We start from the raw sequence: 25,027 nt of genomic DNA on the forward strand, positions 1-25,027 counted from the left end.
ATCAATAACGATCTTAGTCAGTCGCTTGCTAGCGAATAACCCGCTTCAGGATGCGATCGCCAGAGTTGCTGAAGTTTTTCGCCGATTCTTCCACGCTCTTTTTGCCATAGTCGAGCTGTTCGATGGTTTGCAGGATCAGGCTGGCCAGCTGTGGATCTTCAAGATACGAGGACACGGGCGTTTGCATCGGTTTTTCCAGTGCCATCGAGAGCCCGGCAACCGACAAATCGTTCGTATCCAGCTTCTGCTTTTCTTCCAGCGCTTGTCTGGCGATACGGCTGAGCGGAATGCCGCGCTCGGTGCCCATCAGCAGCGCGCCTTCAGGATCGTTCATCAGATAATTCAACAACAGCGCCGCTTCTTTCGGGTGCTTGGTATTTTTGCTGATGGCAAACAGCATTGACGGTTTGAAGAACTGCCCGGAGTTATCCGATCCCGGCGTCATGATGTATGGCCCTAATTCGAGCTTACTGGGCGCCGCCAGCGGATCGGCGTATTTCTTCACAACCGAAATCCACAGGTGTGCCCCACCGTACTCCCCGTTAATCCAGGGGCGTGTTTCATACATCCCGACTTTGCCGAACGCGTTGTAATACTTCGAGGACGGCATCACATGCTCGTCGATCAAACGCTTATAGAAACGAAACGCCTCGATCCACTGCGCTTCGCTGTAGTTAAAGCGTTTGTTCTTTTCATCGATCATGCCGATCTGGTACTTCTGCGTCATGTAATAGTTAATCAGTTCCAGCATGCCTTCACCGCTGTCCTGTGCAGGTGAAGCAATGGGGAAATAGTTATCGCCCAGTTTCTCTTTAAACACCTTGCCCGCATGGAACAGCTCATCCCAGGTGGTCGGATAGGCCAGTTCGGCCTTCTTCCAGGTTTCCGTGTTGTAGTACATCACCAGCGCATTCAGCGAGGTGGAAATCGCATTCACCTTGCCGTCAATCGTCGCGGGCTTCAGCGCATCTTCGGGGAAATCCTGTAATTTCAGCGTATCGGTCAGCTTATTCAGGTCATAAAAGCCGGTGCCCGTCTTGGAAAAAATCGGCAGCCAGTTCCAGTTGACCTGCATGACATCCGGTTCTTCACCGCTGGCGATCTGCGTCGTCAGGCGGGATAGGTGCCCATCCCAACCGGTATATTCTGGTTTCACGCTGATGTGCGGATACTTTTTCTGAAACGCTTCCAGCGCAGTCAAGGTCGCCTGATGGCGGCTGTTTCCTCCCCACCAGGAGAGGCGTAATTCCACAGGTTCAGCAGCCTGCGCGAACGAACAGAGCGCAGAGAAGGCGATGACAATCAGTCCAGGTAATCTCATTTTTCCCCCAACGACATTATTATTGTGTTTGTGCGTGTGTCTGGCGTACTGGTGTGGCGTATGGATGAGAAAGCAGGTCGGGTACACAACCGCCTATTGTCTTGGGAATCAACCTCTCCCTGACCCTGACAAGATAGGCAGAACCCTTTTTATCGCGCTAGTCATCACGGCGGGAAAACGTGTGATTTGCGGGGCTGACAGAAGAAATGCTGATGGCTGCACCGCGTTAGCGGGCGTTTCAACCACGCGGTGTAAGCCCAATGTGACGCGGCAGGGAGGTGCCTCACATCATTAACCGACGCACCACACCAAAAAGAGATTTAATTCACAAATAAGAAACACAAAAACAACAAAACTACGCCATGTGCGCGGCGAAAGAGAAAAAACGGCGTAAAAGTGTGATGAAACACACACTGCATAACGCGCCGCATCGCCCTCTTCGTTATGCCTTTCACATTCTCTGATGCCGCGCGCCGCGCGCTGTGAAGCCCGCTCCAACCTCCGTAGATTTAACCACCACAGACACAGCCAAAGGCCAGCAAACGTGCTGCAATCGGAGCAGGCTCGATCAGATAGGATAAAGCAATGAAGCACTCTATTCAGTCATACTCCCCCGCCGCCGACGGCATCACGCCGGATACCGCTATCTTTCAGCAGGCTATCGATCGGATTGCGGCACAGGGCGGCGGCACCCTAACGGTGGAACCGGGGCGCTATCTGTTAGGGGGATTACTGCTGCCTTCCAATTTTTGTCTGCAATTGGAGGCGGGGGCTGAGTTAATCGTCAGCGGTGACTATGAACAGTTTGCGCAGGCCACGACGATCAGCATGGCCGAACTGTCGCACCGGGCGTTTCTTTATGCTTATCAGCAGCGCAATATCACGATCTGCGGTCAGGGTAAGATTATGGGAAATGCCGATGCCTATTTCTCGGCGGAGCCCGACGATCAGGGCTATCGCCTGCCTGCACAACATCGCCCGCGTATTGTGGTCTTTGAGGATTGCGAACACGTCCGCCTGTGTGATTTTACGATTGAACTCGCGCCGATGTGGACCGTGCATCTGGTCAGCTGTCGCAACATCATCGTCGAACGGCTGACGATTGATAACGATCTGAGCATGGCGAATACCGACGCGCTGGATCTCGACAGCTGCCAACAGGTGCAAATCAGCAACTGCTCGCTGAGCGCCGCCGACGATGCGCTGTGCATCAAAACCACTAATAAGCCGCCCCATTTGCAACGTAAGGTGCAGCAGGTCGTCATCAGCAATTGCCTGCTGCGATCCAAGAGCTGCGCCCTGAAGATCGGCACCGAAACCTTTGCCGATATTGAAGACATTTCCGTCAGCAACTGCGCCATTTACGATACCAACCGTGCGATCGGCCTGATCTCGCGCGATGGCGGCGCGTTCCGACGCCTACAGTTCAGCAATATCACATTCCAGTGCGTCGCCGCGCATCCGTGCCACTGGGGCAAGGCCGATCCGATCTTTATCTCCGTGCGCTATCGCGATCCCACCATCGAACCGGGCCGGATCGAAGCGGTACAGTTTTCTCAGATCGCGGGGATCAGCGAGGGAGCGATTAACCTGCACAGCACGCCCGCAGGCTACATTCGGGATATTCATTTCCATGCCATGCATCTCGAACAACGGCAGAGCGACTCACCGGAACAGGGCATGTACGATGTGCGTCCGCCCTGCAATCCAGAACGCCCGACGGGTATGGGGCTGGACAATGCGTATCGGGGGTCGATCCCACCACGGGACGTGCATTCGGCGTTGAGCACTACCCTGGCGGCATGCCCGCGCTCTTTGCCCGTGGCGTCCTGAACCTGACCACCAGCCATATGACGATCCACCGTCCCGATCCGCTGCCTTCCGGCTGGAATCATGCCGCGATCGTGCAGTTGGAAGAATAAGCACTTTCGGGTAGTATGCGACGGTTTTTTGCATACTATGTTCTGAGAGCTCCTTTTTCAGAACGAAACCGGGAACATCGCTATGGTCACTACACTCTTTAAAGATTTTCAGTTTGAAGCCGCGCATCATCTGCCTCACGTACCAGACGGCCACAAATGCGGGCGGCTGCATGGGCACTCTTTCATGGTGAGACTGGAAATTACCGGTGAAGTGGATCCGTATACCGGCTGGGTGATGGATTTCTCTGAGCTGAAAGCCGCGTTTAAACCTACATGGGAACGGTTGGATCATCACTATCTGAATGAGATCCCCGGTCTGGAAAACCCAACTAGCGAAGTGCTGGCACACTGGATCTGGCACCAGTTGAAGCCGACATTACCGCTGCTCAGCGCCGTAATGGTGAAAGAAACCTGCACCGCCGGCTGCGTCTATAAAGGCGAGTAATAAAGCAGTGGTGGTGCTGTAGTCTGGCGTGAGCATCCCTCTCTCACGCCGCTACGATCGGTCGCTATTATCAGTAAATGAATATCAGGCGATATTCAGGTATTTATGTGTCTGCATAGACAGCCGCCAGTTGCGGGCGATACAGGTCTCGATACACAACTTGGTCGCATCGTCTTTCTGGCTGATCGGCTGTAGCGCTACGATGCGCGGCTTATCATCATCAAGCCGTGCCAGTAGCGCATCCAGCGCTTCAATGTCACGCTCACGCGCCACCGGATGTTTTATTTCATCCGCCCGTTGCAGCGCCTGATCGAGCACTTTCATACCGCCGCGCATATTCACTTTCGGCGATACCGTCACCCAGGTTTTTGGCGAACAGCGCACCTCATGAGTGCCGCTGGTTTCGATCTGGCAACTGAAGCCCTGCTTTTCCAGCTGTAGCGTCAGCGGTGCCAAATCGTGGATGCAGGGTTCACCACCGGTGATCACAATGTGGCGTGCCGTGTAGCCTTGCTGCACCATCAGCGCCAGAATGTCGTCCGCACTCGCCGCGCCCCAGGCATCGCTCTCTTCCGTTTTTACCAGCACCTGATCCAATGAGGTTTCCCGCTCTGCCAGTTTGTCCCAGGTATGTTTGGTATCGCACCAGCTACAGCCGACCGGGCAGCCTTGCAGGCGCACAAACACCGCCGGCACACCGGTAAAATAGCCTTCGCCCTGTAACGTCTGGAACATTTCATTAATCGGGTACTGCATGGTTTTCACTGTCTCGTTCACTTAAAAATGCATTATACCCTAAATCATTCGCGTTGCAGGACGTCAGCAATGCGCGGGCAAATCTGGCTGGAGCACACGACATCAGGGACAGTTGAGTAATTTGGCCGGTGCGTCAATAATCAATCTGTTGTTACAACTTCACCTGCTTTCATACGTTTCATTATTAACAAGGATAAGAATCAATGAAGTTATTGAAACCTCTCGCCCTATTACTCGTCTCGTGTGCCTTTGTGCCTGCATTTACTCAGGCGCAGGATATCGCGCAGATTAAAACGCAGCCGGGCTATTACCGCATGATGCTGGGCCAGTTTGAAATTACCGCGCTGTCTGACGGCACCAATACCATGCCGATGGATAAGCTGTTACAGCGCACCCCGCCGGAAAAAATCACCGAACTGCTGGCAGAAAAAGCGCTGACACCGCAGGTGGAAACCTCTATCAACGCCTATCTGGTCAATACCGGCAAACACCTGATTCTAATCGACACCGGTAACGGTAAACAGAGCAATCCTACGGTCGGAAAAGTGCTGCCGAACCTGATTGCGGCGGGCTACAAACCTGAGCAGGTCGATACCGTGTTAATGACTCACCTGCACGGCGACCATTTTGGCGGTTTAGTGCAGGACAATAAGCTGAATTACCCAAATGCCACTGTGTATGTCAGCCAGCCAGAAACCGATTTTTGGCTCAGCCCAGATAATCTGAAGAGTGCGCCAGAGAACAGAAAGGCCGCGTTCCAACGCGTGCAAAGTACCTTTGATGTTGTTCGCAAAGAGAACAAGCTGAAAACGTTCCCGGCTCAGCAAGCAACACTGCTGCCCGGCATTACCGCCATTCCAAGTCCGGGACATACGCCGGGGCACACGTCATTTCTGATTGAGAGCGAAGGCAAAAAACTGCTGGCATGGGGAGACATCATTCATGCGGAAGCGGTACAAATGAGCTTACCGGCCACCACCATCAGCTTTGACTCCAATATGGATCAGGCGACGGAATCCCGTAATAAAGCGCTGGCCGACGCTGCCAGTCAGGGTTACTGGGTTGCGGGCGCTCACCTGCCCTTCCCCGGCATCGGCCATGTGGGTACTCGTCTGGAACGCAACGGCACCACCAACGGCTACCGCTGGCTTCCGGCGAATTACAGTGTCGCAGGGCTAAAGAACTAGGTATCAGAGTGGAACCCATTACCTTGATTACTGGCGGTTCGCGCGGCATTGGCCGCGCAACCGCGTGCTATCTGGCCGGAAAAGGCCACAAGATTTGCATCGGCTACCGCACCCAGCAGGACAGTGCGAATAGCGTTCTCGAAGAGATTCGCGCGAGTGGCGGAACGGCTATCGCCGTTCAGGTCGATATCGCTGATGAAGAGCAGGTTATCGAGCTTTTTAAGCGGACGGATAAAGAACTTGGCTGCCTCACGGGTCTGGTGAATAACGCCGCGATGCTTAAACCTCAAGCCACCATTGAACAGCTTGATGCCGTGCGGCTTAACGACATTTTTGCGACCAACACGGTGGGCAGTTTTCTCTGTGCTCGGGAAGCGGTCAAACGTATGGCGTTCCGTCATGGCGGAAAAGGCGGGGCTATCGTCAACGTGTCATCCGCCGCTGCCCGGCTGGGTTCACCGCATGAATATATTGATTATGCGGCATCAAAAGGCGCGCTTGATACGCTGACGATTGGCTTATCGCTGGAAGTCGCCGATCAGGGCATTCGAGTTAACGCCGTGCGTCCTGGTTTTATTTATACCGATATGCATGCCGACGGAGGCGAACCAGCAAGGGTCGATCGCATCAAGCATTCGCTGCCCATGAAGCGAGGTGGTCACCCGATGGAGGTCGCGCAAGCGATAGGCTGGCTGTTATCGGATGAGGCGTCTTACGTCACAGGGAATTTTATCGATCTCGCGGGTGGGAAATAGACGCAACCTATGCAGGTTCCCACCGCTTAGTCTGTTTCTTAATCACACTTGTATGCAGATTAAGAGAGGCTTTCGTGCGCCATACTGCGGAAATTCATGTGCGATACAGACTCGCGCCCGACGTAGGGCGGCTCAATCGCCGCCGCCCTACGAACCCAGGCTTCCGGCTAAATTATGCCGCTACGCGGTTCCATCGGTGCCCCTGCCCACTTTTCGAGCCGCCAGCGACATGCTCCCGGCATGGCGCTGGCTTTCGCGACGTCCTGTCGCTCACTCGGCGGTCAAGCGCACCGCTGCATAATTTTCACGCCGGATAACGGCCAAACCATAAAAATTCGCAGCATTTACATATAAGAATTGCGTTAACCTGTTACAAATATACCCGCAGATATTCCGCCAGACACAGGATCGCCATTGCCTGACCGTACGGCATGGAGGTCAGCGCGATGTTGCGGTAGAAATCCAGATCGTTACCCATCGCCGTGCCGAATGACACCTGCGTCAGTTCGCCGTCCTGATTAACATGATTAATAACGCCGCGAATCGCTTTCTCCGCCACCTCAGCGTAGCTCGGATCGACGTAGCGCTTACGCACCGCTTTTAAAATACCGTAGGCAAAACCGGCGGTTGCCGAGCTTTCAAGGTACGAATTTGGATCGTCAATCAGCGTGTGCCACAGGCCGCTGTCATCCTGATATTTCGCCAATGCTTCAATCTGGCTTTCCAGCACCTGCAACAGGAAGCGGCGCGTCGCATTGTTTTCCGGCAGATCCAGCAGTTCGATAAATTCAGGAATAACGATCGTCAGCCAGCTGTTACCACGCGCCCAGCGTGCTTTGGCGTAGTTGTGCTGTCCTTCGAACGTCCAGCCGTGGAACCACAAGCCGCTTTCGCGATCCATCAGATATTGCACATGCAGCAGGAACTGATACGTGGCTTCTTCCACAAACTCCGGCCGGTTTAACAGCTTGCCGATTTTCGCCAGCGGCAGCACGCTCATCATCAGCGTGTCGTCCCACAGCTGCTGGTGGTTTTCATTGTTATAAACAATGTGCTGCAAGCCCTGCTTGTCCGTGCGCGGCATTTCATACATCACCCACTCCGCCCAGCGCTCCAGATATGGCAGCCAGCGCGCATCGCCCGTCTCTTCATAGCGATAAGCCAGCGTCAGGAACGGGCACACGGTGTTCACATTCTTCGTCGGCGTACCTTCCGCCAGGCGCTCGGTAAACCAGTCGTCGATGATGGCGCGCATTTGCTCGTCGCCCGTCTGCTGGTAATACTGATAAATCCCGTACAGCCCGATGCCGTGCGTCCATTCCCATCCCGCCCAGCCTTTGGTATCAATTACCCGACCATCGTCCAGCCGTAACAAGAACTCACCGGTTTTATCCTCAATATTCACCAGATTGTCGGTGATACGGCAAATCAGCGCCTTCAGATCCTCGCGGGAGATGAAGCGTTCTGGCTGACGTAAAAGCGGGCTATGTTTTACACTGAATACGGTCATAGTCATTCATCCAATTGAGTTATCAGTTAACAGTTCAATACAGTTACGGCTGCGTAGCGTGCGTGACCGGCTTGTCGCCTTTATGGCGGTTCAGGTAGCCGATATTGTTATTGCCCCACAGCGATTCATACGGCATACCAGCCAGCATTTCGACCGTTGCCCGCGCCTGCGGCGTAATCTTCTCCGGCACAGGACGCCCGGCTTCACGCATTTTCAGCGTCTCTTCCCGCAGCACGCTGTGCGTTTGCAGGTTGAGTTTAAAGCGCAGAGAAACCAGGAAGCCCAGCGCCAGCACGCCGACGGTGCCGAAGCTCAAAATCATCAGAATGGTGTGGCTAACGCCCGGTGCCTGTACGCTCTGGCCGGACACAAAACCGGAGAGCTGTAACACCACGCCCACCAGCATCACCGCACCAGCCTGAGAGGCTTTGCGAGTCAGCGTCATAATCCCAGCGAAGATCCCTTCGCGACGCTGCGCAGTGATCACCTCATCCACATCCGCGATGTAAGTGTAAGTGTTCCACGGCACGTAGTTGATCCCGCCGCGCCCGATACCCGCCAGCGCAGAAATCAACAGCAGCAGAGAGAAGGTGTCGTGCAGGCCGCTGTACCACAAGACGGCGTAGGAAAGCGCACTCACGCCAAACAGGCACACGACCAAACGATAAGACGGAGCCGGTCCAAAACGGATACACAGCGGAATCATGCCGATCACCGCAATGAATTGCAGAATCGCCATCGTTCCCATCAGGTTTGACGCCATCGTCGGGCTTTGCATCAGCACAAAGACCACGTAATAGGTGAACACGGCGTTAAACACGTCCTGCGCGATATACCCGCCCAGATACATCCCAAGATGCTGACGGAAAATGCGAATACGCAGCGTGGAAACCAGTTCGACGTTCAGCCGTTTCAGGCTTTGGCCTAACGTCAGAGACTGGCGCTCTTTCTCCGCCCGCAGCGATGCTTCCGACATCTGATCGCGCGGCCGTTCCCAGGTAAAGAAATAGACCAGCGTCAGCACCAGCGCACAGATAACGGAGAACACCAGACTCGAATAGAAGAAGGAAATAGCGTTGTCTTTACCAAAGTAGCCCAGCAGGATGCCTGGCAGGAACGCGGCCAAAATTGCAGACAGCTGCGCCAGCGCGATGCGCGCGCCGGAGAACTTGGTCTTCTGTTTGAAATCGTCGGTCATTTCCGGCACCAGCGTTTCATACGGCACCAGCACCATCGTATAGACGATATCGAACAGCAGGTACGTCAGCAGATAGTACCAATAGCTCATATCCCCGACCCACATGAAGCTGTAGCTGAACACGAAGGGAATACCGAGCAGAATAAAGAATTTGCGGCGGCCAAAGCGTTTGCCCAGCCAGGTTGAACCGAAGTTATCAGTCAGGAAGCCCATCAGCGGGCTGACGACGGCATCAAGCACACGCGCCATCGCAAAAATAAACGTTGCCTCTATCGGCGTTAAGCCACAGAACGTGGTGTAAAAATAGAGTAACCAAGCGGCCGTCAGCGCCGTTGTACCAGCGCCAAGAAAGTCCCCTGAACCGTAGGCTAAATAGTTAGCCAAACCGATCTTACGCGTTTTCATCGCCATCCTTCCCCGAACATTTTTAATTATGAAGGTGTCACGCTGATACGGTAGCGCCCGGCGATCGTGAAAACCTTTGCGCTTTTGCCACCACGCGCCCCACGCTGGCAGCACAGGGAAGATTGGTGCGATCCGCTTCAAAGATTTTATAAAAAGCCATTTTAACTGAACGAAACCAGCAGTTCGTTTATGGCGATCACAGGATAGAAGATAGGAAGTCAGCAGGAAGAAAGGCAGCGTCGCCAGCGGACGTTGCCTCGTGATGTCTTGAAAAATGGTGTTTTTTTAGCAGAGACTAGCGCTATTCAGCGTGCTGTAATCGCCACAGGAAGGTTTGCCGCGCGTGGGCTAAGCGCGGCTGGCGCAGTGCCCCCGGTACCCAGGCCAGATAGTAATCCAGCTGTGTTGTGCCGACAGGAGGCGGAATAATGGCAAGCTCCCCCGTATCCAGCAGGTCCTGACATAAATACACCGGCATCACCGTCCAGCCAAATCCACTGGTCAGCACGCGACGCAGCGCACGCAGATCCTGACTCACCACGGCGGGCACCAGCCCCTTCTCCTCCATGCGGTTCTTCTTCAACCAGTGATCGATTAGAGGAAACTCAAGGTCATACGCCAGCATCGGTTCCTGCGCCAGCGCCTGCGGCAGATCGCCCGTCTGCAATAGCCGTTCGACAATCGCGGGAGCCGCCACCGCCTGTAGTGTCACACTCTTTAACAAATCGCTTTTCAGCCGCTTATCCGTCACCGGATGCGCCGTTATGCCCAAATCACAGTGTCCTTCCAGCAGCATCTGTTTAATCAAATCGCCGTCGCCGGTATGCATATGTACCCGCACACCCGCCTCAAGCAGCGGCAATAGCTGTTCCGACACCACTTCAGCCATGAAGTCCGCATGGCCAATGATATGCAGCGTCCCTGAGACGTCCATTGACCTCGCGCGGGCAGACGCCAGCGCCGCCTCGGCCTCATCAAGCTTGTCCCCCAGATCCGCCGCTAAGTCGTCTGCCGCTGACGTTGGCGTTACGCCATTTGCCTGACGCTCAAAGAGACGCCGCCCCACCGCCACTTCCAGCCCGGCAATGTGCTGCGACACCGCCGGCTGAGTCAGATTGAGCGCGCGCGACGCTCCGCTAATCGAGCGCTGCCGATAGACTTCCACAAACGTGCGTAGACGGATGAGTGACATACGAGACCCATAAAATTATTTATACCCCCCGAATAATAATCTTGTTGGCGGACGGATCAACCCCTGCCGTATCCTTTACCCCATATTGAGTGACCCGGAAACCCCGGCTAACCTTCTGTTTTCTCTGGTAATCGACGACTAAAAGGGGACAAAACATGTCGACACAACAATCCAAAAAGGATTTACAAGCCATCCTGAATACGATGAAACGTGCTCACATTGCATCTGGCCCAGCCGATGCCGCGCTGCGTCAAGATCGCTTACAGCGCAGCATCAACCTGCTCCGTGAAAACCATGCGGCGCTCGCGCAGGCCATGAGTGATGATTTCGGCCATCGCAGCCTGTATCACTCGTTCGCTGCCGACATCGGCATTACGCTGAAAATACTTCAGAACGCCATCGACAACGTTGAACGCTGGATGCAGCCAGAACCCGTGGATGAACCCGCTCCCGGCATGCAGGCGTGGATTCAGCATCAACCACTGGGCGTGATTGGCGTGATCAGCCCGTGGAACTTCCCGGTAAATCTGTCATTCGGCCCGCTGGCTGACATTTTTGCCGCTGGTAATACCGCGATTCTGAAACCGTCAGAACTCACGCCGCGTACGTCTGAACTGCTGGCAGAACTGATTGCCCACTATTTTGATCCGCTGGAATTGGCCGTGGTGCTGGGTGATGCAGAAATCGGTCAGGCATTCAGCGAACTGCCGTTCGATCATCTGGTCTTCACCGGCAGCACCGCCGTTGGGAAACATGTGATGCGTGCGGCGGCAGAGAATCTGGTGCCGGTCACGCTGGAGCTGGGCGGCAAATCACCGGTCGTGATTGATCGCAGCGCAGACATCACCGAAGCCGTTGAACGCACGCTGACGGTGAAAACCTTCAACGCCGGGCAAATCTGCCTGTCGCCGGACTACGTTCTGCTGCCCGAAGGTCAGGAGCAGGCTTTCCGCGATGCGGCGAAAGCGTTTATGCAGAAAAGTTTCCCGACGCTACAGGCGAACCCGGATTACACGTCTATCATTGCTGACAAGCATTACGATCGCCTGATTCGTATTCTGAAAGAGGCTGAGCAGCAAGGCGCGACCGTCGTCAGTCTGGCACCGGAAGGCGAAGCGCCCTACGATGCGAAAAGCCGCAAAATTGCTCCGCATCTGGTGTTCGGCGTACATGATGATATGACAATCATGCAGGAAGAAATTTTTGGTCCGCTGCTGCCGATTAAAACCTATCAGGCGGCAGAGGAACCGATTAACTACATCAATGCACATCCACGCCCGCTGGCGGCGTATCTGTTCAGCAAAGATGAAGCCATGCAACAGCGTTTCGCTGCCAGAACGACATCAGGCGCGCTGGTTATCAACGATGTGATGACGCACGTGTCTATCGACACACTTCCGTTCGGCGGCGTCGGCGCATCCGGCATCGGCGCATATCACGGCGTTCACGGATTCCGCCGTTTCAGCCATGCCAAACCGATTGTCATACAAAGTGAAGATGGCGCGTCTAACCTGACACTGCGTGCGCCTTACCATGAAAAACAAGACGCGATTGTTGCCGTCCTCAAAGGGTAATCGGCAGCTTTCACCCAATCATCCTGCAACCATAGAGAGAAAAATAATGAAAATTTTAATGGTCCTGACTTCTCACGACAAACTGGGCAACACCGGTAATAAAACCGGCTTCTGGCTGGAAGAGTTTGCCGCCCCTTATTACACCTTTAAAGATGCCGGTGCCGAACTGGTGCTCGCCTCCCCTGCTGGCGGCCAGCCGCCTCTCGACCCGAAAAGCGATCTGGCCGATTTTCAAACTGAACTGACGCATCGCTTTAAAGCAGATCCTGCTGCACAGCAGGAACTGGCCAATACGGTAAAACTCGATACCGTCAACGAACAGGATTTCGATGCCGTCTTCTATCCTGGCGGTCACGGCCCGCTGTGGGATCTGGCAGAATCGCCGGTCTCTATCGCGCTCATCGAAGCCTTTGTTCGCGCCAACAAGCCGACCGGGTTTGTCTGCCACGCGCCGGGCGTACTGATTCATGTGAAAGCAGAAAATGGCGACGCGCTGGTTAAAGGCCGCAAAGTGACAGGCTTTACCAACGGTGAAGAAGAAGCGGTTCAGTTGACTGACGTCGTACCTTTCCTGATTGAGGATGAGTTCAAGAAACTCGGCGGCCTGTATGAAAAAGGCCCTGACTGGGCGCCGTACCTCGTTGAAGACGGCAAGCTGATCACCGGTCAGAACCCGGCAAGCTCGGAAGTGGTTGCTAAAGCGATTCTCAAGCAGCTGGCATAATCCGCGCTATCCCCTCATTTGTCTGTGTCTAAAAAAACAGGGCCGCATCACGATGCGGCCCTGTCATTAAATAATCCACCTCGGCATACTCAGGGTGGAGACAAAATAGAATCAACCTGCTGCGCGGTTAAATCGATACCGTAAAAGCGCTGATAGAAATCATGCGTCTCTTTTGCCATATCAATGTGCTGCATCTGCTGCGGATACAGCGTTTTTGCCAGCCAAAGAAACTGCAACGCCTGTTCCGACGTTTCCCGACACCACCAGAACATCCCTAGCGGATTCGCATAAACGCGCCCCTGTTTTACCGCACGTAGCTGCTGCCACTGCGCATCCTGCCGAATCGCCTTCGCATCGTCAGCCCGCATCGTAATGATCACATCGGGATCGGCCTGAAAAATCTGCTCAAGCGATACGGGTGCCGTCGTCACGCCAGAACGGCTAAACCACGGCTCCGCCACGTTGATCGCGCCGCCCAGATCCATCCAGTCCTGATTCAACGAAGGACGTCCCGATGTCGTTAGCGGATCGCCAACCGCATGGTAGACCTTCACACGCTGCTGTGACGGAATGTTCTGGATCACCTCCGTCACGCGCCTGACGTTATCCTGATAGTAGGCGGCAAAATCCTTTGCCCGACGCGATGCGTCCGGCCCCAGAACCTCACCAGTAATCAGTGTGCGTTCGACCATTGCCGCCAGCGAGTTATAGCGGAGCGGTACGATGGTAATCCCCGCTTTACTCAGCGCTTCCGCTTCAGCAACCGGCACGCTGTCCGATACGAAAAAGACCTGAGCACGGCGAGAAATCAGCGCTTCCGTATTAATTCCCATGTTTCCGCTATGAGCAACTAGCGATGCCTGCGTAATGGACGGCACAAACTGGCGGAACAGCGGCATATCGCGCACGAGTTTCGTCGTCCCGACAATACGATCGCCATAGCCCAGCATCGCCAGTATCGAGTTTTGCGCATTCCACGAGGTGGCAACCCGCTCAACCGTCGCGGGCACCGTCACAGTGCGATCGCCGTAATAGTGAATCGTCCGCGTAGCGGGTTCAGGCGTTTCCGCCTGAACCAGATGCACGCCAGAGAAACTCACCGCCAACAGCACTAACGCATTGAGCAGAAGCTCGCGATACCGCGTGGTAAGGTTACGTTTCAGCATCACACTCACCAGTCAACGGTCAGAGAAGCACGAATTTCACGTGGTTCGCCGACAAACGCATTGGCACCGCCGTTAATGCCGTCCGTGCTGCCAGGGAATATGGAAGCCCAGTAACGTTCATTGGTGACGTTATTGAGTGCAACACGAAATGCCGCAGGCTTATCGTACAGTTTGAAGCCGTAGCGTGTGCCCAAATCCAGCGTAAAGTAGCTACCCGCCCAGGTTGTGTTGGTATCATTGGCCGCACGTTTACCGGTGTAGTGAAGATTCGCGATATAGACCAGATTAGGCGTAGACGGATAGCTGTATTCCGTCAGCAGATTGGCCTGAAGCTTCGGCACCCCAACCACTCGCTTATCACGCGTTGCGGCTAATCCGGTGTCCTTCAGCTTGGGATCCAATAACGTCATGCTGCCGTAAAGGTGCAAGCCGGAAAACACTTCACCATCCGCCATTAACTCCAGACCCGTATTGACCTGATTACCTTGCTCTTTGAATACGTTATCTGATGCGACATACGCGAAGGGACGTTCCAGACGGAAAATAGCCGCGTTCAGGTTCATCCCATCCCACTGCGATTTCACTCCCGCTTCATACTGGGTACTGCGATAAGGCTTCAGCGTCTGCCCTTTATTCACCACATAATCATCTGTTGGCGCAGTGCCGCCCTGTTCCAGTGAATCAGCATAGGCGACATAAGTCATCACGTTAGGCAAAGGCTTATACATCAATGACACAGTCGGACTGGTGCCGGTATCGCGTGTCACTCCACCATCAGAGCCAAAACTGCGTGAGGTGATCCAACTTTGGCTCACCACGCCCATCGCCGACCAGCGATCGTTGAACGTAACGGTATCGCCAGCGGTGATAGCCTGCTGACTGGTACGGCTGGATTTATAGCGACCCGATCCCAGATAGAAACGCCCATCGCTAGGATCGGTATAACTACGCGGTGAATCAATGGTGCTGTTTCCCAACGGGAAGCGCTTGCTATTCCCCAGTCCGTTATAGATTGTCCATTGGTATCCGGTGGTGCTGAATACCACATCATGAGAAGGCCCGTTCGTATCAATATGGCCGTTCAGTTGCAACGTATTGCTCAATACCTTAAAGCGTCCGGCGGTATAAGGCTGCGTCAGAGAGGTACTCACAGTGCCCTGATTGTTAGTAATCGCATTCGACAGCGAGCGCATACCACGATCGGCAGTTTGATAACCCACCCCGCCCGAGGCATACCAGTTATTGTTGAAGTAGTGCTTCAGGCGTGTGCTGGCCGTTTTGGTAATGAGGTCGAGACCCGCAAAGCTCTGCCCGTATCCCTGTTTTGTCACGTCCGGTGCACTAGGTAACTGAATCGCCGGACCATAGGAAAAGCCACTGGCATAACCCATTTTTCTGAAGCGATACTCGCTGGCGTTAACTTCCAACACCGTGTCGGGTGAGAGATTCCAGTCAAACGCGACGCTGGCGAGTTGCCGTCTCAGCGTGCTGTTGCTAATACTCCCCTCGCCTTCATCGTGCAGCAGGTTGATGCGATAGCCGAACTGGTTTTCATCACCCAGATGTCCACCTAAATCGGCATGGCCCATCGCGGCACCTTTACCGGAATAGCCCACGGTAAAACGGTTCAGCGTTTGAGCTGTCGGTCTTTTTTGTGTGAAGTTAAACTGGCCGGACGGGCTGGCAGGCCCATACAGCGCGCCAGTCAGGCTGTTAATCACATCCAGTCTTTCCAGCATTTCGACCGGGAACGCCGTGGTGGAAATAATGTTTAATCCATCCAACCGGCTGTTCGCCAGCACATCGCCTTGCATACCACGGCTTTGCGGGCGGCCAACGTCAATGCCCCCTCGCGCTTGCATCTGGCTGGACGCGCTGTATTTCAGGAGGTCGTTAACGTTCTTCGCCTGCTGATTGGCAATCATGGCTTCCGTCACGGTCGTGGTCGAATACGGCGTATCCAGCCGTGAACGTTTCCCCAGCGGCCCGATCTCCACATCATCGGTCGTCATGCCTGCGCCAGCCAGATTCGCATTCGCCTCACTGCGTTCCGCTTGGACGACCATAACATCGGCCGCTTTTGCCTTTTCGTTGACCTTGCTGGTTGTCGGTTCGGCGCTCAATACGGGTGGAACAACCACCATCAATGCTGGCAATAACCACTGTGCTTTTTTTCTATTATTTTTTCTTGGGGCTTTCATCTGCTATGTCCCTGTTGGTCAATATTATGTCAATAATCGATATGTAAGTTTTTATATATCGCCGCATACTATACAGACATGACAAAAAGAAAATAAGGCGAGCCATAGAGGGATTTATTTTATAAAACCTTGAATTTTAAAAATTAAAATATAAAAACGGGTAGTAGACCGATACCACAAAGTGGGCAGTGGATACCCAAGAAAAGGAAGGGACAGTGCATTTTTCAACGTTACGCAAGCAACGGCCCGCAGGGTGGCAGACAGGGATGTCTGCCATAAAAAAATCCAGAAACGTTTTCACGCTTCTGGATTTTTAGGGTTAATCACGTTGGTGTAGATCAGGCCGCGTTCTCAGCGAGCTGATGACGCCAGAGACGTAATTATTGGCCTTTAACTTCTTTCAGGCCATTGAACGGTGCAGCATCACCCAGCGCTTCTTCGATACGAATCAGCTGGTTGTATTTAGCAACACGGTCAGAACGGCTCATAGAACCGGTTTTGATCTGGCCTGCTGCGGTACCAACAGCCAGGTCAGCGATGGTTGCATCTTCAGTTTCGCCTGAACGGTGAGAGATAACAGCCGTGTAGCCTGCATCTTTCGCCATTTTAATTGCAGCCAGCGTTTCGGTCAGAGAACCGATCTGGTTGAATTTGATCAGGATGGAGTTAGCGATGCCTTTCTCGATACCTTCTTTCAGGATCTTGGTGTTGGTTACGAACAGATCGTCACCAACCAGCTGGATTTTGTCGCCCAGAACTTTAGTCTGGTAAGCGAAGCCAGCCCAATCAGATTCGTCCAGACCGTCTTCGATAGAGACGATTGGGTACTGTTTGGTCAGATCTTCCAGGAAGTGAGTGAATTCTTCAGAGGTGAACGCTTTGTTGCCTTCGCCAGCCAGAACGTATTTACCGTCTTTGTAGAATTCAGACGCTGCACAGTCCATCGCCAGGGTGATGTCTTTGCCCAGCTCGTAGCCTGCTGCTTTTACCGCTTCAGCGATAACGGCCAGCGCTTCAGCGTTGGAACCTAGGTTTGGCGCATAGCCACCTTCGTCACCAACAGCAGTTCCCATACCTTTGGATTTCAGAACTTTAGCCAGGGTGTGGAACACTTCAGAACCCATACGGATGGCTTCTTTCAGGGTTTTCGCGCCAACAGGCTGAATCATGAACTCTTGGATATCAACGTTGTTATCCGCGTGCTCGCCGCCGTTGATGATGTTCATCATTGGCAGTGGCATAGAGTATTTGCCTGGGGTGCCGTTCAGTTCAGCGATGTGAGCATACAGCGGCAGGCCTTTTGACGCTGCAGCTGCTTTAGCGGCTGCCAGAGAAACGGCCAGAATAGCGTTAGCACCGAACTGAGATTTGTTGTCAGTACCGTCCAGGTCGATCATGATCTTGTCGATGTTCGCCTGATCTTTCGCGTCTTTACCCAGTACAGCCTGAGCAATCGGGCCGTTAACAGCAGCAACGGCTTTCGTTACGCCTTTGCCCAGAAAACGGGATTTGTCACCGTCACGCAGTTCCAGTGCTTCGCGAGAGCCAGTAGAAGCTCCTGATGGCGCAGCAGCCAGACCTACAAAACCACCTTCCAGATGAACTTCCGCTTCAACAGTTGGGTTTCCGCGTGAGTCGATGATTTCACGGCCGATGACTTTAACAATTTTGGACATTAGATTTTCCTCAGTACAAGTTAAACTAAAACTTTAGATAGAACTAAAACCCTAGACGAACAACGCGCGATAGTGATCGCGCGTTGCTGATATAACTCTTACTTCACCTGACGCTTCTGGTACGCGCCAGCGGCTTTCACAAAGCCGGCAAACAGGGGGTGTCCATCTCGCGGCGTTGATGTGAATTCCGGGTGGAATTGACAGGCAACGAACCAGGGATGATCGGGTAATTCAACAATCTCCACCAGTTTGCGGTCGGCGGAAAGACCAGCAACCCGTAATCCCGCCGCTTCAATCTGTTTCAACAGCATGTTGTTAACTTCATAACGATGACGGTGACGTTCGATAATCGTCTGCTCACCGTACATCTGACGCACCAAACTGCCTTCGGTCAGATGGCATTGCTGCCCGCCAACGCGCATGGTGCCGCCCAGATCGCTAGCTTCATCACGGACTTCAACATTGCCGTTCTCATCACGCCATTCGGTGATCAGCGCAACCACCGGATACTTACAGTCTGGCATAAACTCCGTTGAGTTTGCGCCTTCCATTCCGGCAACGTTACGGGCAAATTCCATTAATGCGACCTGCATCCCCAGGCAAATGCCCAGATAAGGGATATTGTTCTCACGGGCGTAGCGCGCCGACATGATTTTCCCTTCGACGCCACGATAACCAAAACCGCCCGGAATCAGGATAGCGTCTAAATCTTTCAATACTTCGACACCACGGGTTTCAACATCCTGTGAGTCGATCAGCTTGATATTTACCGTCAAACGGTTCTTCAACCCGCCGTGTTTCAGGGCTTCAATCACGGATTTGTAGGCATCCGGCAGCGCAACATATTTGCCGACCATACCGATAGTGACTTCACCGCCCGGATTCGCTTCTTCATATACAACCTGTTCCCATTCTGACAGGTTCGCTTCAGGACAGTTCAAGCTGAATCGTTTACAAATATAATCGTCCAGCCCCTGTGATTTCAATAGCGACGGGATTTTATAAATCGAATCAATGTCTTTAAGGGAGATTACTGCTTTTTCTGGCACATTACAGAATAAAGCAATTTTTGCACGCTCATTGGCCGGCACGGTGCGATCGGAACGGCAAATCAGCACATCAGGCTGAATACCGATGGAAAGCAGTTCTTTAACGGAGTGCTGCGTCGGCTTGGTTTTCACTTCGCCCGCCGCCGCCAGATACGGCACCAGCGTCAGGTGCATAAACAGCGTGTGTTCGCGGCCTACTTGCACCGCCATCTGCCGAATCGCTTCAAGGAACGGCAAAGATTCGATATCGCCGACGGTACCGCCGATTTCGACCAGAACGACATCGTGGCCTTCGCCACCTTCAATGATGCGCTCTTTAATCGCGTTGGTGATATGTGGAATCACCTGAATAGTCGCGCCCAGATAGTCACCACGACGCTCTTTGCGCAGGACATCAGAGTAGATACGGCCAGTGGTGAAGTTGTTGCGGCGCGACATTTTAGTGCGGATGAAACGCTCGTAGTGACCCAAGTCCAGATCGGTTTCGGCGCCGTCTTCGGTGACAAACACTTCACCGTGCTGCGTCGGGCTCATCGTGCCCGGATCCACGTTGATGTACGGGTCCAGTTTCATGATGGTAACGTTGAGGCCACGGGCTTCAAGAATAGCCGCCAGAGAGGCTGCGGCAATGCCTTTACCCAGAGAGGAAACGACCCCGCCGGTCACAAAAATATAATTAGTTGTCATGCTGAACCTGAGAGTTTAGGTTTAAAGACGATGGAGGTACCAAGACGGGAAAGTAGTATACCTGAACCTGATGAACGCCACAAATGTTCGTTTTACACAATGTGGCGATTCCAACACACTCGAAGGCGAGATAAAACCGCCCTTACCACAACCAATAATCACCTTTAATAACAATGCAATAAACTCATTAAAATCGATAAAAATACGGTTTGTGACTAAAAATGGATTAATGGCCTATTTCCTGTTTTTTCACCTGCTGCCATGCGGCTTCCATTTCATCCAGCGTCGCCTGTTCCAGCGTTTTTCCCGATGCAGTAACGATTTGTTCTACCTCACGAAAACGACGAGTGAACTTGCGATTTGCTGCCTGCAATGCATTCTCAGCCTTGTGCCCCAGGTGACGAGAGAGATTGACTGTGGCGAACAATAAATCACCAATCTCTTCACCTAATTTTTCTTCATCGACAACGGCTTGCCGCGCTTCGTGCATCACCTCGTCGATCTCTTCATACACTTTGTCGAGCACCGGGCCCAGGCTGTTCCAATCGAAGCCCACAGACGAACAACGCTGCTGAATTTTTTGCGCTTTCATCAAGGCTGGCAGCGCATCAGGAATGTCATCCAACGGCGAATGACGATCTTTCTCCGCACGCTCCTGCGCTTTGGTCTGCTCCCAGTTTGCCAGCACGGCATCGCTGTCCGTCAGCATCAGGTCGCCGAAAATATGCGGGTGGCGGCGTTCCAGCTTGTCGCTGATGGCGTTACACACATCGGAGAAATCGAACAGGCCCTTTTCCTGTGCCATTTGCGCGTAAAACACCACCTGAAACAGCAAATCCCCTAGCTCACCGCGCAAGTCATCGAAATCCTGACGGCTGATGGCATCCAGCACTTCATACGTTTCTTCCAGCGTATAAGGCGCGATGGTGTCAAAGGTCTGTTTCTTGTCCCACGGGCAGCCATTTTCGGGATCGCGCAGGGTTTTCATGATGGCGAGCAGGCGCTCGACGGGGGATACATTCGTCAAAGGTACGGTCATAATATTCCTGAAAAAATTTGTGTAAAAATAGCAAAACACGGCAGCCAACTTCGGCTAAAAAGCGCCAAGACATCACTATTTTCATTTCAACGGCGTAGAAAATTGTGCTGAGATGCACATGACCGCCGAGTGAGCCGCATGGATGCGGCGAAAACCTGTGCCGCGTCGGACAAAAACGTCAAAAACGTTTTTGAACAGCACTTGTGCTGGCCCGAAGGGCGAGCCCCATTTATGGGCGAGTAAACGCGTCACAGGTGGCTCGACAGCGGACATGTTCATCGAAGGAACCGCAACGCGGCACAATTCTCGCCAAAAGCCTGGGTTCTGAGGGATGCGGCGTCTGAGCATCCCTCAGTCGGGCGTGGCAATGGTGCCACAAAGAACAATACTGCTAATCACGCACGAAACTTTTCGCCACGCCTGCACAAGGTTTTCAACAGGCTGATGGTGAAACCACCATTTACGCCCCCTGCTGGCGCCGCGCGTCGATCACATCCGGCAGTTGGTTGAGTTTCGCCAGAATGCGGCTCAGCACCTGCAGGTTGTAGATCTCGATATCCATATCAATCGTGGCCAGTTGCTGCTTGGTGTCGCTACGGCTGGCGACACCCAGTACATTGACCTTCTCATTCGCCAGAATCGTGGTGATATCTCGCAGCAACCCGCTGCGATCGTTAGCAATCACCCTCACCACCAGCGAATAACCGCTGGAGTAGCTTTCGCCCCAGACGGCATCCACAATGCGCTCTGGCGAGCTGGCGCGCAGTTCGTCCAGCTGTTCACAATCGGCACGGTGAATAGAAATTCCCCGTCCGCGCGTGATAAATCCGGTGATCTCATCACCCGGAATCGGCTGGCAGCAGCGGGCAATGTGGTGCATCAGATTGCCGACACCTTCTACCACCACGCGGCCGTTGTCTTTCGTGTTGCGTGCCGCTGGCTGATGCGATTTTTGCGTCAGCTGGCGCAGCGCTTCACGATCCAACTCTTCCGCGCTCGGCTGTTTTAACTGCGATTGCAGGAAATTCACCATCTGGTTCAGGCGAACATCACCGCCGCCGATAGCAGCCAGTAATTCATCCAGCGAATTCACGTTGTAGCGTGGCAGCAGCAGTTTTTCGGCTGCTTTCAGGCTGACACCCAGATGCGCCAGTTCGTCATCCAGGATCTGTCGACCCGCCAGAATGTTCTTGTCGCGATCTTGCTTACGGAACCAGTTCTGAATCTTCGAACGTCCGCGACTGGTGGTGATATACCCCAGATTCGGGTTCAGCCAGTCACGGCTCGGGTTCGGTTGCTTCTGGGTGATGATTTCAATCTGATCGCCCATTTGCAGTTGGTAGGTAAACGGCACGATGCGTCCGCCGATTTTCGCCCCGATGCAGCGGTGCCCGATATCACTGTGGATGTGATAGGCAAAATCCAACGGCGTGGAGCCTGTGGGGAGATCCACCACATCGCCTTTCGGCGTAAAGACATAAACCCGATCGTCAAACACCTGGCTGCGAACTTCGTCCAGGACGTCATTCGAATCCGCCATTTCTTCCTGCCAGGCAAGCAGTTTACGCAGCCAGGCAATGCGGCCTTCGTAGCCGGAACGTCCGCCCACGGAGGTGCCTTCTTTGTATTTCCAATGTGCCGCCACGCCCAGTTCGGCATCTTCATGCATCTGCCGCGTACGAATCTGGATTTCGAGCGTTTTCCCGCCCGGCCCTAACACCACGGTGTGGATGGACTGATAACCGTTTGGTTTAGGGTTAGCGACATAGTCGTCGAACTCGTCCGGCAGATGGCGATAGTGGGTATGCACGATACCGAGCGCGCCGTAGCAGTCCTGCAAGCGTTCAACGACAATACGTACCGCACGCACATCGAACAGCTCATCGAACGACAGCGCCTTCTTCTGCATCTTGCGCCAGATGCTGTAGATATGCTTGGGACGACCGTAGATCTCCGCCTGCACGCCCTCTTCTTTCATCGCGTTGCGCAGCGTTTTAACAAAATCGTCAATGTACTGCGCACGATCGATACGGCGTTCGTGCAGCAGCTTGGCGATTTTTTTATATTCATCAGGATGCAGATAGCGGAAGCAGAAATCCTCCAGCTCCCACTTCAACTGGCCGATACCCAGGCGGTTAGCCAGCGGCGCATAGATATTGGTACACTCTTTGGCCGCCAATACCCGTTCTTCTTCTGGGGCATCCTTCACTTCACGCAGGTGCGCAATCCGCTCCGCGAGCTTGATCACCACGCAGCGGAAATCCTCCACCATCGCCAGCAGCATGCGGCGGATATTATCGACCTGCTCAGACGCGCCGGAATCATTCTGCGTCGCTTTGAGCTGACGAATTGCATCCATATCGCGCACGCCATGCACCAAATCAACGATGTTTTTACCAAACGCGGCTTCCAGCGTCGCCTCATCGACCACGTTTGCATCGGCCAGCGGAAAGAGCAGCGCCGCGCGCATGCTGTCATTGTCCATGCTGAGCGTGGACAGAATTTCCACCATTTCAATGCCGCGCCACAGCAGTAGCGACGCATCGGCGTGATCTTGCGTTTGCTGCTCACAGTAACGCCAGGTTTCGGCTAAACGTTCACACGATTGCTGGCTGGAAATACCCAGTGAAGCAATCCACGCGTCAGGGACAAATTCACCTGCCGTATTCAAATGCGCACTTCTTACCGCAACCATAATTTCTCCCTACGTTACCCTTCACCTTGCAAACAACGCCGCTTTGCTGCCTGTTACGCCTTTCGCGTGCCGGTTTCGTGCAAAAACAGTGCCATCGATTCAAGGTGACCGGTATGTGGAAACATATCCAACATGGCGACATTCGCCAGCCTAAAACCTGCGGCCAGTAATACTTTGCTGTCGCGTGCTAGCGTCGTGGCGTTACAGGAGACATACACCACGCGTTTCGGTGCCAGTCTGGTTATCTGCTCCATCACGCCTGCCGCGCCTGCACGTGCCGGATCAAGTAATATCTTATCAAAACCCTGAGCCGCCCACGGCTGCTGGGTGACGTCATCTTCAAGATTTTGGTGAAAAAATGTGACATTGGACAGCCCATTGCGTCGGGCATTCTCGCGTCCTTTCTCAACCAACGCGGTCACACCTTCCACGCCGACGACGCTAGCGGCACGCTGTGCCAGCGGTAGCGTAAAGTTACCCATGCCACAAAACAGATCTAATATTCTATCCTGTGGTTGCACATCCAGCCATGTCAGCGCCTGCGCGACCATCTGCTGGTTCACCGCGTCATTGACCTGAATAAAATCGCGCGGGCTAAAGGCCAGCGTCAGCCCGGCAACGTGATAAACCGGTTCTTCACCCTGTAGACACGTCAGCAAGTCGGCATCCGGTGCCAGATAAACCGATACGCCCTGCTGCTGGGCAAAATCACGCAGCGCCTGCTGATCCGATGAATGGAGTGGGTCAAGGTGCCTCAGCACCAGCAGCGGACCGTTTTCCGCCTGCACCAGTTCCACATGCCCAAGACGCTTCACGGCCTTCAATCGGCTCAGGCAATCACGCAGCGGTTGCAGCAGCGCTTCAAGCTCGGGGCGCAACACCGGACAGGCTTTGATATCCACCAGATCGTGAGAATTTGACTGTCGATAGCCCATCAACAGACGCTGCTCTTTTGCCTGAAAGTATAACGCAAGCCGCGCGCGCCTCCGATAGGCATAAGGTGTGCCGGCAATCAGCGAGGCTTCAGGCAGCTCTGCGCCCGTTTCCCGCGTCATCAGGCGCACCAATGCAGCCGTTTTGCTGCTCTGTTGCAGCGTGATGTCTGCGTGCTGCTGCTGGCAGCCGCCACAGCGGGTAAAATGGGGGCACGGCGGCGTAACACGCTGCGGGCTAGGCGTCAGAAGGCGTTTCAGTTTTGCATGCGAAAACTGACGCTTCTCTTCCGTCAACTGAACCTCGGCCTGCTCTCCCGGCAGTACACCCGTGACAAACACCGTCTTGCCTTCGTGACGCGCCACCCCCTGCCCAAACGGATCAAGCGACGTGACCGTAACAGTGAGGTTCTTAGCAGGAATCGCTTTCCGGGTCGTCACACGCCGGTTTGGAGAGTAGAATTGCGCCATAATGTACTATCGATTTTCTCTTGAGTTGAACGGCTGTACCCGAATACCCGTCATACTTCAAGCTGCATGTGCGTTGGCTTTCCTCGTTCACCCCAGTCACTTACCTAAGTAAGCTCCTGAGG

17 protein-coding genes and 1 pseudogene are annotated in these 25,027 nt (G+C 53.8%); 6 read left to right on the top strand and 12 right to left on the bottom strand.

The window, feature by feature from the left end:
• Window positions 1-28 precede the first annotated feature (28 nt).
• Window positions 29-1,321 carry an ABC transporter substrate-binding protein gene (locus HP572_RS15380; protein WP_240583664.1) on the bottom strand — a complete coding sequence of 431 codons (1,293 nt, stop codon included), beginning with the start codon at window positions 1,319-1,321 and terminating at the stop codon, window positions 29-31.
• 585 nt (window positions 1,322-1,906) lie between these two features.
• Here HP572_RS15380 and HP572_RS15385 point away from each other — a divergent pair.
• Window positions 1,907-3,243, top strand: a pseudogene (locus HP572_RS15385) (glycoside hydrolase family 28 protein).
• Between the two features lie 82 nt (window positions 3,244-3,325).
• Window positions 3,326-3,688: a 6-carboxytetrahydropterin synthase QueD gene (gene queD, locus HP572_RS15390; RefSeq protein WP_010309068.1), complete on the top strand. Its 363-nt coding sequence runs from the start codon at window positions 3,326-3,328 to the stop codon at window positions 3,686-3,688.
• An 84-nt stretch (window positions 3,689-3,772) separates the two neighbouring features.
• Here queD and queE read toward each other — a convergent pair whose 3' ends face one another.
• Window positions 3,773-4,444, bottom strand: coding sequence for a 7-carboxy-7-deazaguanine synthase QueE (gene queE / locus HP572_RS15395; RefSeq protein ID WP_095701958.1), 672 nt, complete (start codon window positions 4,442-4,444; stop codon window positions 3,773-3,775).
• Between the two features lie 203 nt (window positions 4,445-4,647).
• On the opposite strand from queE, the gene HP572_RS15400 reads away from it, so the two are divergent.
• A complete protein-coding gene (locus HP572_RS15400) occupies window positions 4,648-5,631 on the top strand; it encodes an MBL fold metallo-hydrolase (protein ID WP_240583665.1) in 984 nt (327 codons plus the stop codon).
• 8 nt (window positions 5,632-5,639) lie between these two features.
• Complete coding sequence (locus tag HP572_RS15405) at window positions 5,640-6,386, top strand: SDR family oxidoreductase (protein WP_240583666.1); 747 nt, start codon at window positions 5,640-5,642, stop codon at window positions 6,384-6,386.
• Window positions 6,387-6,756: 370 nt separating this feature from the next.
• Here the strand turns inward: HP572_RS15405 and HP572_RS15410 are convergent, their stop codons facing one another.
• The 3 genes from HP572_RS15410 to HP572_RS15420 all read right to left on the bottom strand — a co-directional run bounded on the left by HP572_RS15410 (window position 6,757) and on the right by HP572_RS15420 (window position 10,691).
• Entirely contained in the window at window positions 6,757-7,896 is a 1,140-nt protein-coding gene (locus HP572_RS15410) for a glycoside hydrolase family 105 protein (RefSeq protein ID WP_205551418.1), read from the bottom strand.
• Between the two features lie 43 nt (window positions 7,897-7,939).
• Window positions 7,940-9,499 (bottom strand): MFS transporter, encoded by a 1,560-nt coding sequence (locus tag HP572_RS15415; RefSeq protein ID WP_039530748.1) that lies wholly within the window; start codon window positions 9,497-9,499, stop codon window positions 7,940-7,942.
• Window positions 9,500-9,800: 301 nt separating this feature from the next.
• Window positions 9,801-10,691 carry a LysR family transcriptional regulator gene (locus tag HP572_RS15420; RefSeq protein ID WP_240583667.1) on the bottom strand — a complete coding sequence of 297 codons (891 nt, stop codon included), beginning with the start codon at window positions 10,689-10,691 and terminating at the stop codon, window positions 9,801-9,803.
• A gap of 155 nt (window positions 10,692-10,846) precedes the next feature.
• On the opposite strand from HP572_RS15420, the gene HP572_RS15425 reads away from it, so the two are divergent.
• The gene (locus HP572_RS15425; protein ID WP_240583668.1) at window positions 10,847-12,265 is read left to right on the top strand and encodes a coniferyl aldehyde dehydrogenase; all 1,419 of its coding nucleotides are present in this window, start codon (window positions 10,847-10,849) and stop codon (window positions 12,263-12,265) included.
• Between the two features lie 46 nt (window positions 12,266-12,311).
• Window positions 12,312-12,989 carry a type 1 glutamine amidotransferase domain-containing protein gene (locus tag HP572_RS15430; protein ID WP_094431469.1) on the top strand — a complete coding sequence of 226 codons (678 nt, stop codon included), beginning with the start codon at window positions 12,312-12,314 and terminating at the stop codon, window positions 12,987-12,989.
• An 89-nt stretch (window positions 12,990-13,078) separates the two neighbouring features.
• On the opposite strand, the gene HP572_RS15435 is transcribed toward HP572_RS15430, so the two are convergent.
• The 7 genes from HP572_RS15435 to rlmD form a co-directional block, all read right to left on the bottom strand.
• Window positions 13,079-14,155, bottom strand: coding sequence for an ABC transporter substrate-binding protein (locus tag HP572_RS15435; protein WP_240583669.1), 1,077 nt, complete (start codon window positions 14,153-14,155; stop codon window positions 13,079-13,081).
• A gap of 5 nt (window positions 14,156-14,160) precedes the next feature.
• Window positions 14,161-16,356: a TonB-dependent siderophore receptor gene (locus tag HP572_RS15440; protein WP_240583670.1), complete on the bottom strand. Its 2,196-nt coding sequence runs from the start codon at window positions 16,354-16,356 to the stop codon at window positions 14,161-14,163.
• Between the two features lie 380 nt (window positions 16,357-16,736).
• Window positions 16,737-18,032 carry a phosphopyruvate hydratase gene (gene eno / locus HP572_RS15445; protein ID WP_010305823.1) on the bottom strand — a complete coding sequence of 432 codons (1,296 nt, stop codon included), beginning with the start codon at window positions 18,030-18,032 and terminating at the stop codon, window positions 16,737-16,739.
• A 98-nt stretch (window positions 18,033-18,130) separates the two neighbouring features.
• On the bottom strand, window positions 18,131-19,768 hold the full coding sequence (gene pyrG / locus HP572_RS15450) for a glutamine hydrolyzing CTP synthase (RefSeq protein WP_010305827.1): 1,638 nt from the start codon (window positions 19,766-19,768) through the stop codon (window positions 18,131-18,133).
• Window positions 19,769-19,994: 226 nt separating this feature from the next.
• The gene (gene mazG / locus HP572_RS15455) at window positions 19,995-20,807 is read right to left on the bottom strand and encodes a nucleoside triphosphate pyrophosphohydrolase (protein WP_240583671.1); all 813 of its coding nucleotides are present in this window, start codon (window positions 20,805-20,807) and stop codon (window positions 19,995-19,997) included.
• Window positions 20,808-21,267: 460 nt separating this feature from the next.
• The gene (relA, locus tag HP572_RS15460) at window positions 21,268-23,502 is read right to left on the bottom strand and encodes a GTP diphosphokinase (RefSeq protein ID WP_240583672.1); all 2,235 of its coding nucleotides are present in this window, start codon (window positions 23,500-23,502) and stop codon (window positions 21,268-21,270) included.
• A 53-nt stretch (window positions 23,503-23,555) separates the two neighbouring features.
• Window positions 23,556-24,905, bottom strand: a complete 1,350-nt coding sequence (rlmD, locus tag HP572_RS15465) for a 23S rRNA (uracil(1939)-C(5))-methyltransferase RlmD (RefSeq protein WP_240583673.1) — start codon at window positions 24,903-24,905, stop codon at window positions 23,556-23,558.
• Window positions 24,906-25,027 lie beyond the last annotated feature (122 nt).

This window comes from Pectobacterium sp. PL64, from assembly GCF_022477975.1.
Taxonomy (GTDB): domain Bacteria; phylum Pseudomonadota; class Gammaproteobacteria; order Enterobacterales; family Enterobacteriaceae; genus Pectobacterium; species Pectobacterium jejuense.

Excerpts from the sequence above, each read along its gene's own strand:
- HP572_RS15380 (WP_240583664.1), bottom strand. The coding sequence starts at position 1,321 with ATGAGATTACCTGGACTGATTGTCATCGCCTTCTCTGCGCTCTGTTCG.
- queD (WP_010309068.1), top strand. The coding sequence starts at position 3,326 with ATGGTCACTACACTCTTTAAAGATTTTCAGTTTGAAGCCGCGCATCAT.
- queE (WP_095701958.1), bottom strand. The coding sequence starts at position 4,444 with ATGCAGTACCCGATTAATGAAATGTTCCAGACGTTACAGGGCGAAGGC.
- HP572_RS15400 (WP_240583665.1), top strand. The coding sequence starts at position 4,648 with ATGAAGTTATTGAAACCTCTCGCCCTATTACTCGTCTCGTGTGCCTTT.
- HP572_RS15410 (WP_205551418.1), bottom strand. The coding sequence starts at position 7,896 with ATGACCGTATTCAGTGTAAAACATAGCCCGCTTTTACGTCAGCCAGAA.
- HP572_RS15415 (WP_039530748.1), bottom strand. The coding sequence starts at position 9,499 with ATGAAAACGCGTAAGATCGGTTTGGCTAACTATTTAGCCTACGGTTCA.
- HP572_RS15420 (WP_240583667.1), bottom strand. The coding sequence starts at position 10,691 with ATGTCACTCATCCGTCTACGCACGTTTGTGGAAGTCTATCGGCAGCGC.
- HP572_RS15425 (WP_240583668.1), top strand. The coding sequence starts at position 10,847 with ATGTCGACACAACAATCCAAAAAGGATTTACAAGCCATCCTGAATACG.
- HP572_RS15430 (WP_094431469.1), top strand. The coding sequence starts at position 12,312 with ATGAAAATTTTAATGGTCCTGACTTCTCACGACAAACTGGGCAACACC.
- HP572_RS15435 (WP_240583669.1), bottom strand. The coding sequence starts at position 14,155 with ATGCTGAAACGTAACCTTACCACGCGGTATCGCGAGCTTCTGCTCAAT.
- HP572_RS15440 (WP_240583670.1), bottom strand. The coding sequence starts at position 16,356 with ATGAAAGCCCCAAGAAAAAATAATAGAAAAAAAGCACAGTGGTTATTG.
- eno (WP_010305823.1), bottom strand. The coding sequence starts at position 18,032 with ATGTCCAAAATTGTTAAAGTCATCGGCCGTGAAATCATCGACTCACGC.
- pyrG (WP_010305827.1), bottom strand. The coding sequence starts at position 19,768 with ATGACAACTAATTATATTTTTGTGACCGGCGGGGTCGTTTCCTCTCTG.
- mazG (WP_240583671.1), bottom strand. The coding sequence starts at position 20,807 with ATGACCGTACCTTTGACGAATGTATCCCCCGTCGAGCGCCTGCTCGCC.
- relA (WP_240583672.1), bottom strand. The coding sequence starts at position 23,502 with ATGGTTGCGGTAAGAAGTGCGCATTTGAATACGGCAGGTGAATTTGTC.
- rlmD (WP_240583673.1), bottom strand. The coding sequence starts at position 24,905 with ATGGCGCAATTCTACTCTCCAAACCGGCGTGTGACGACCCGGAAAGCG.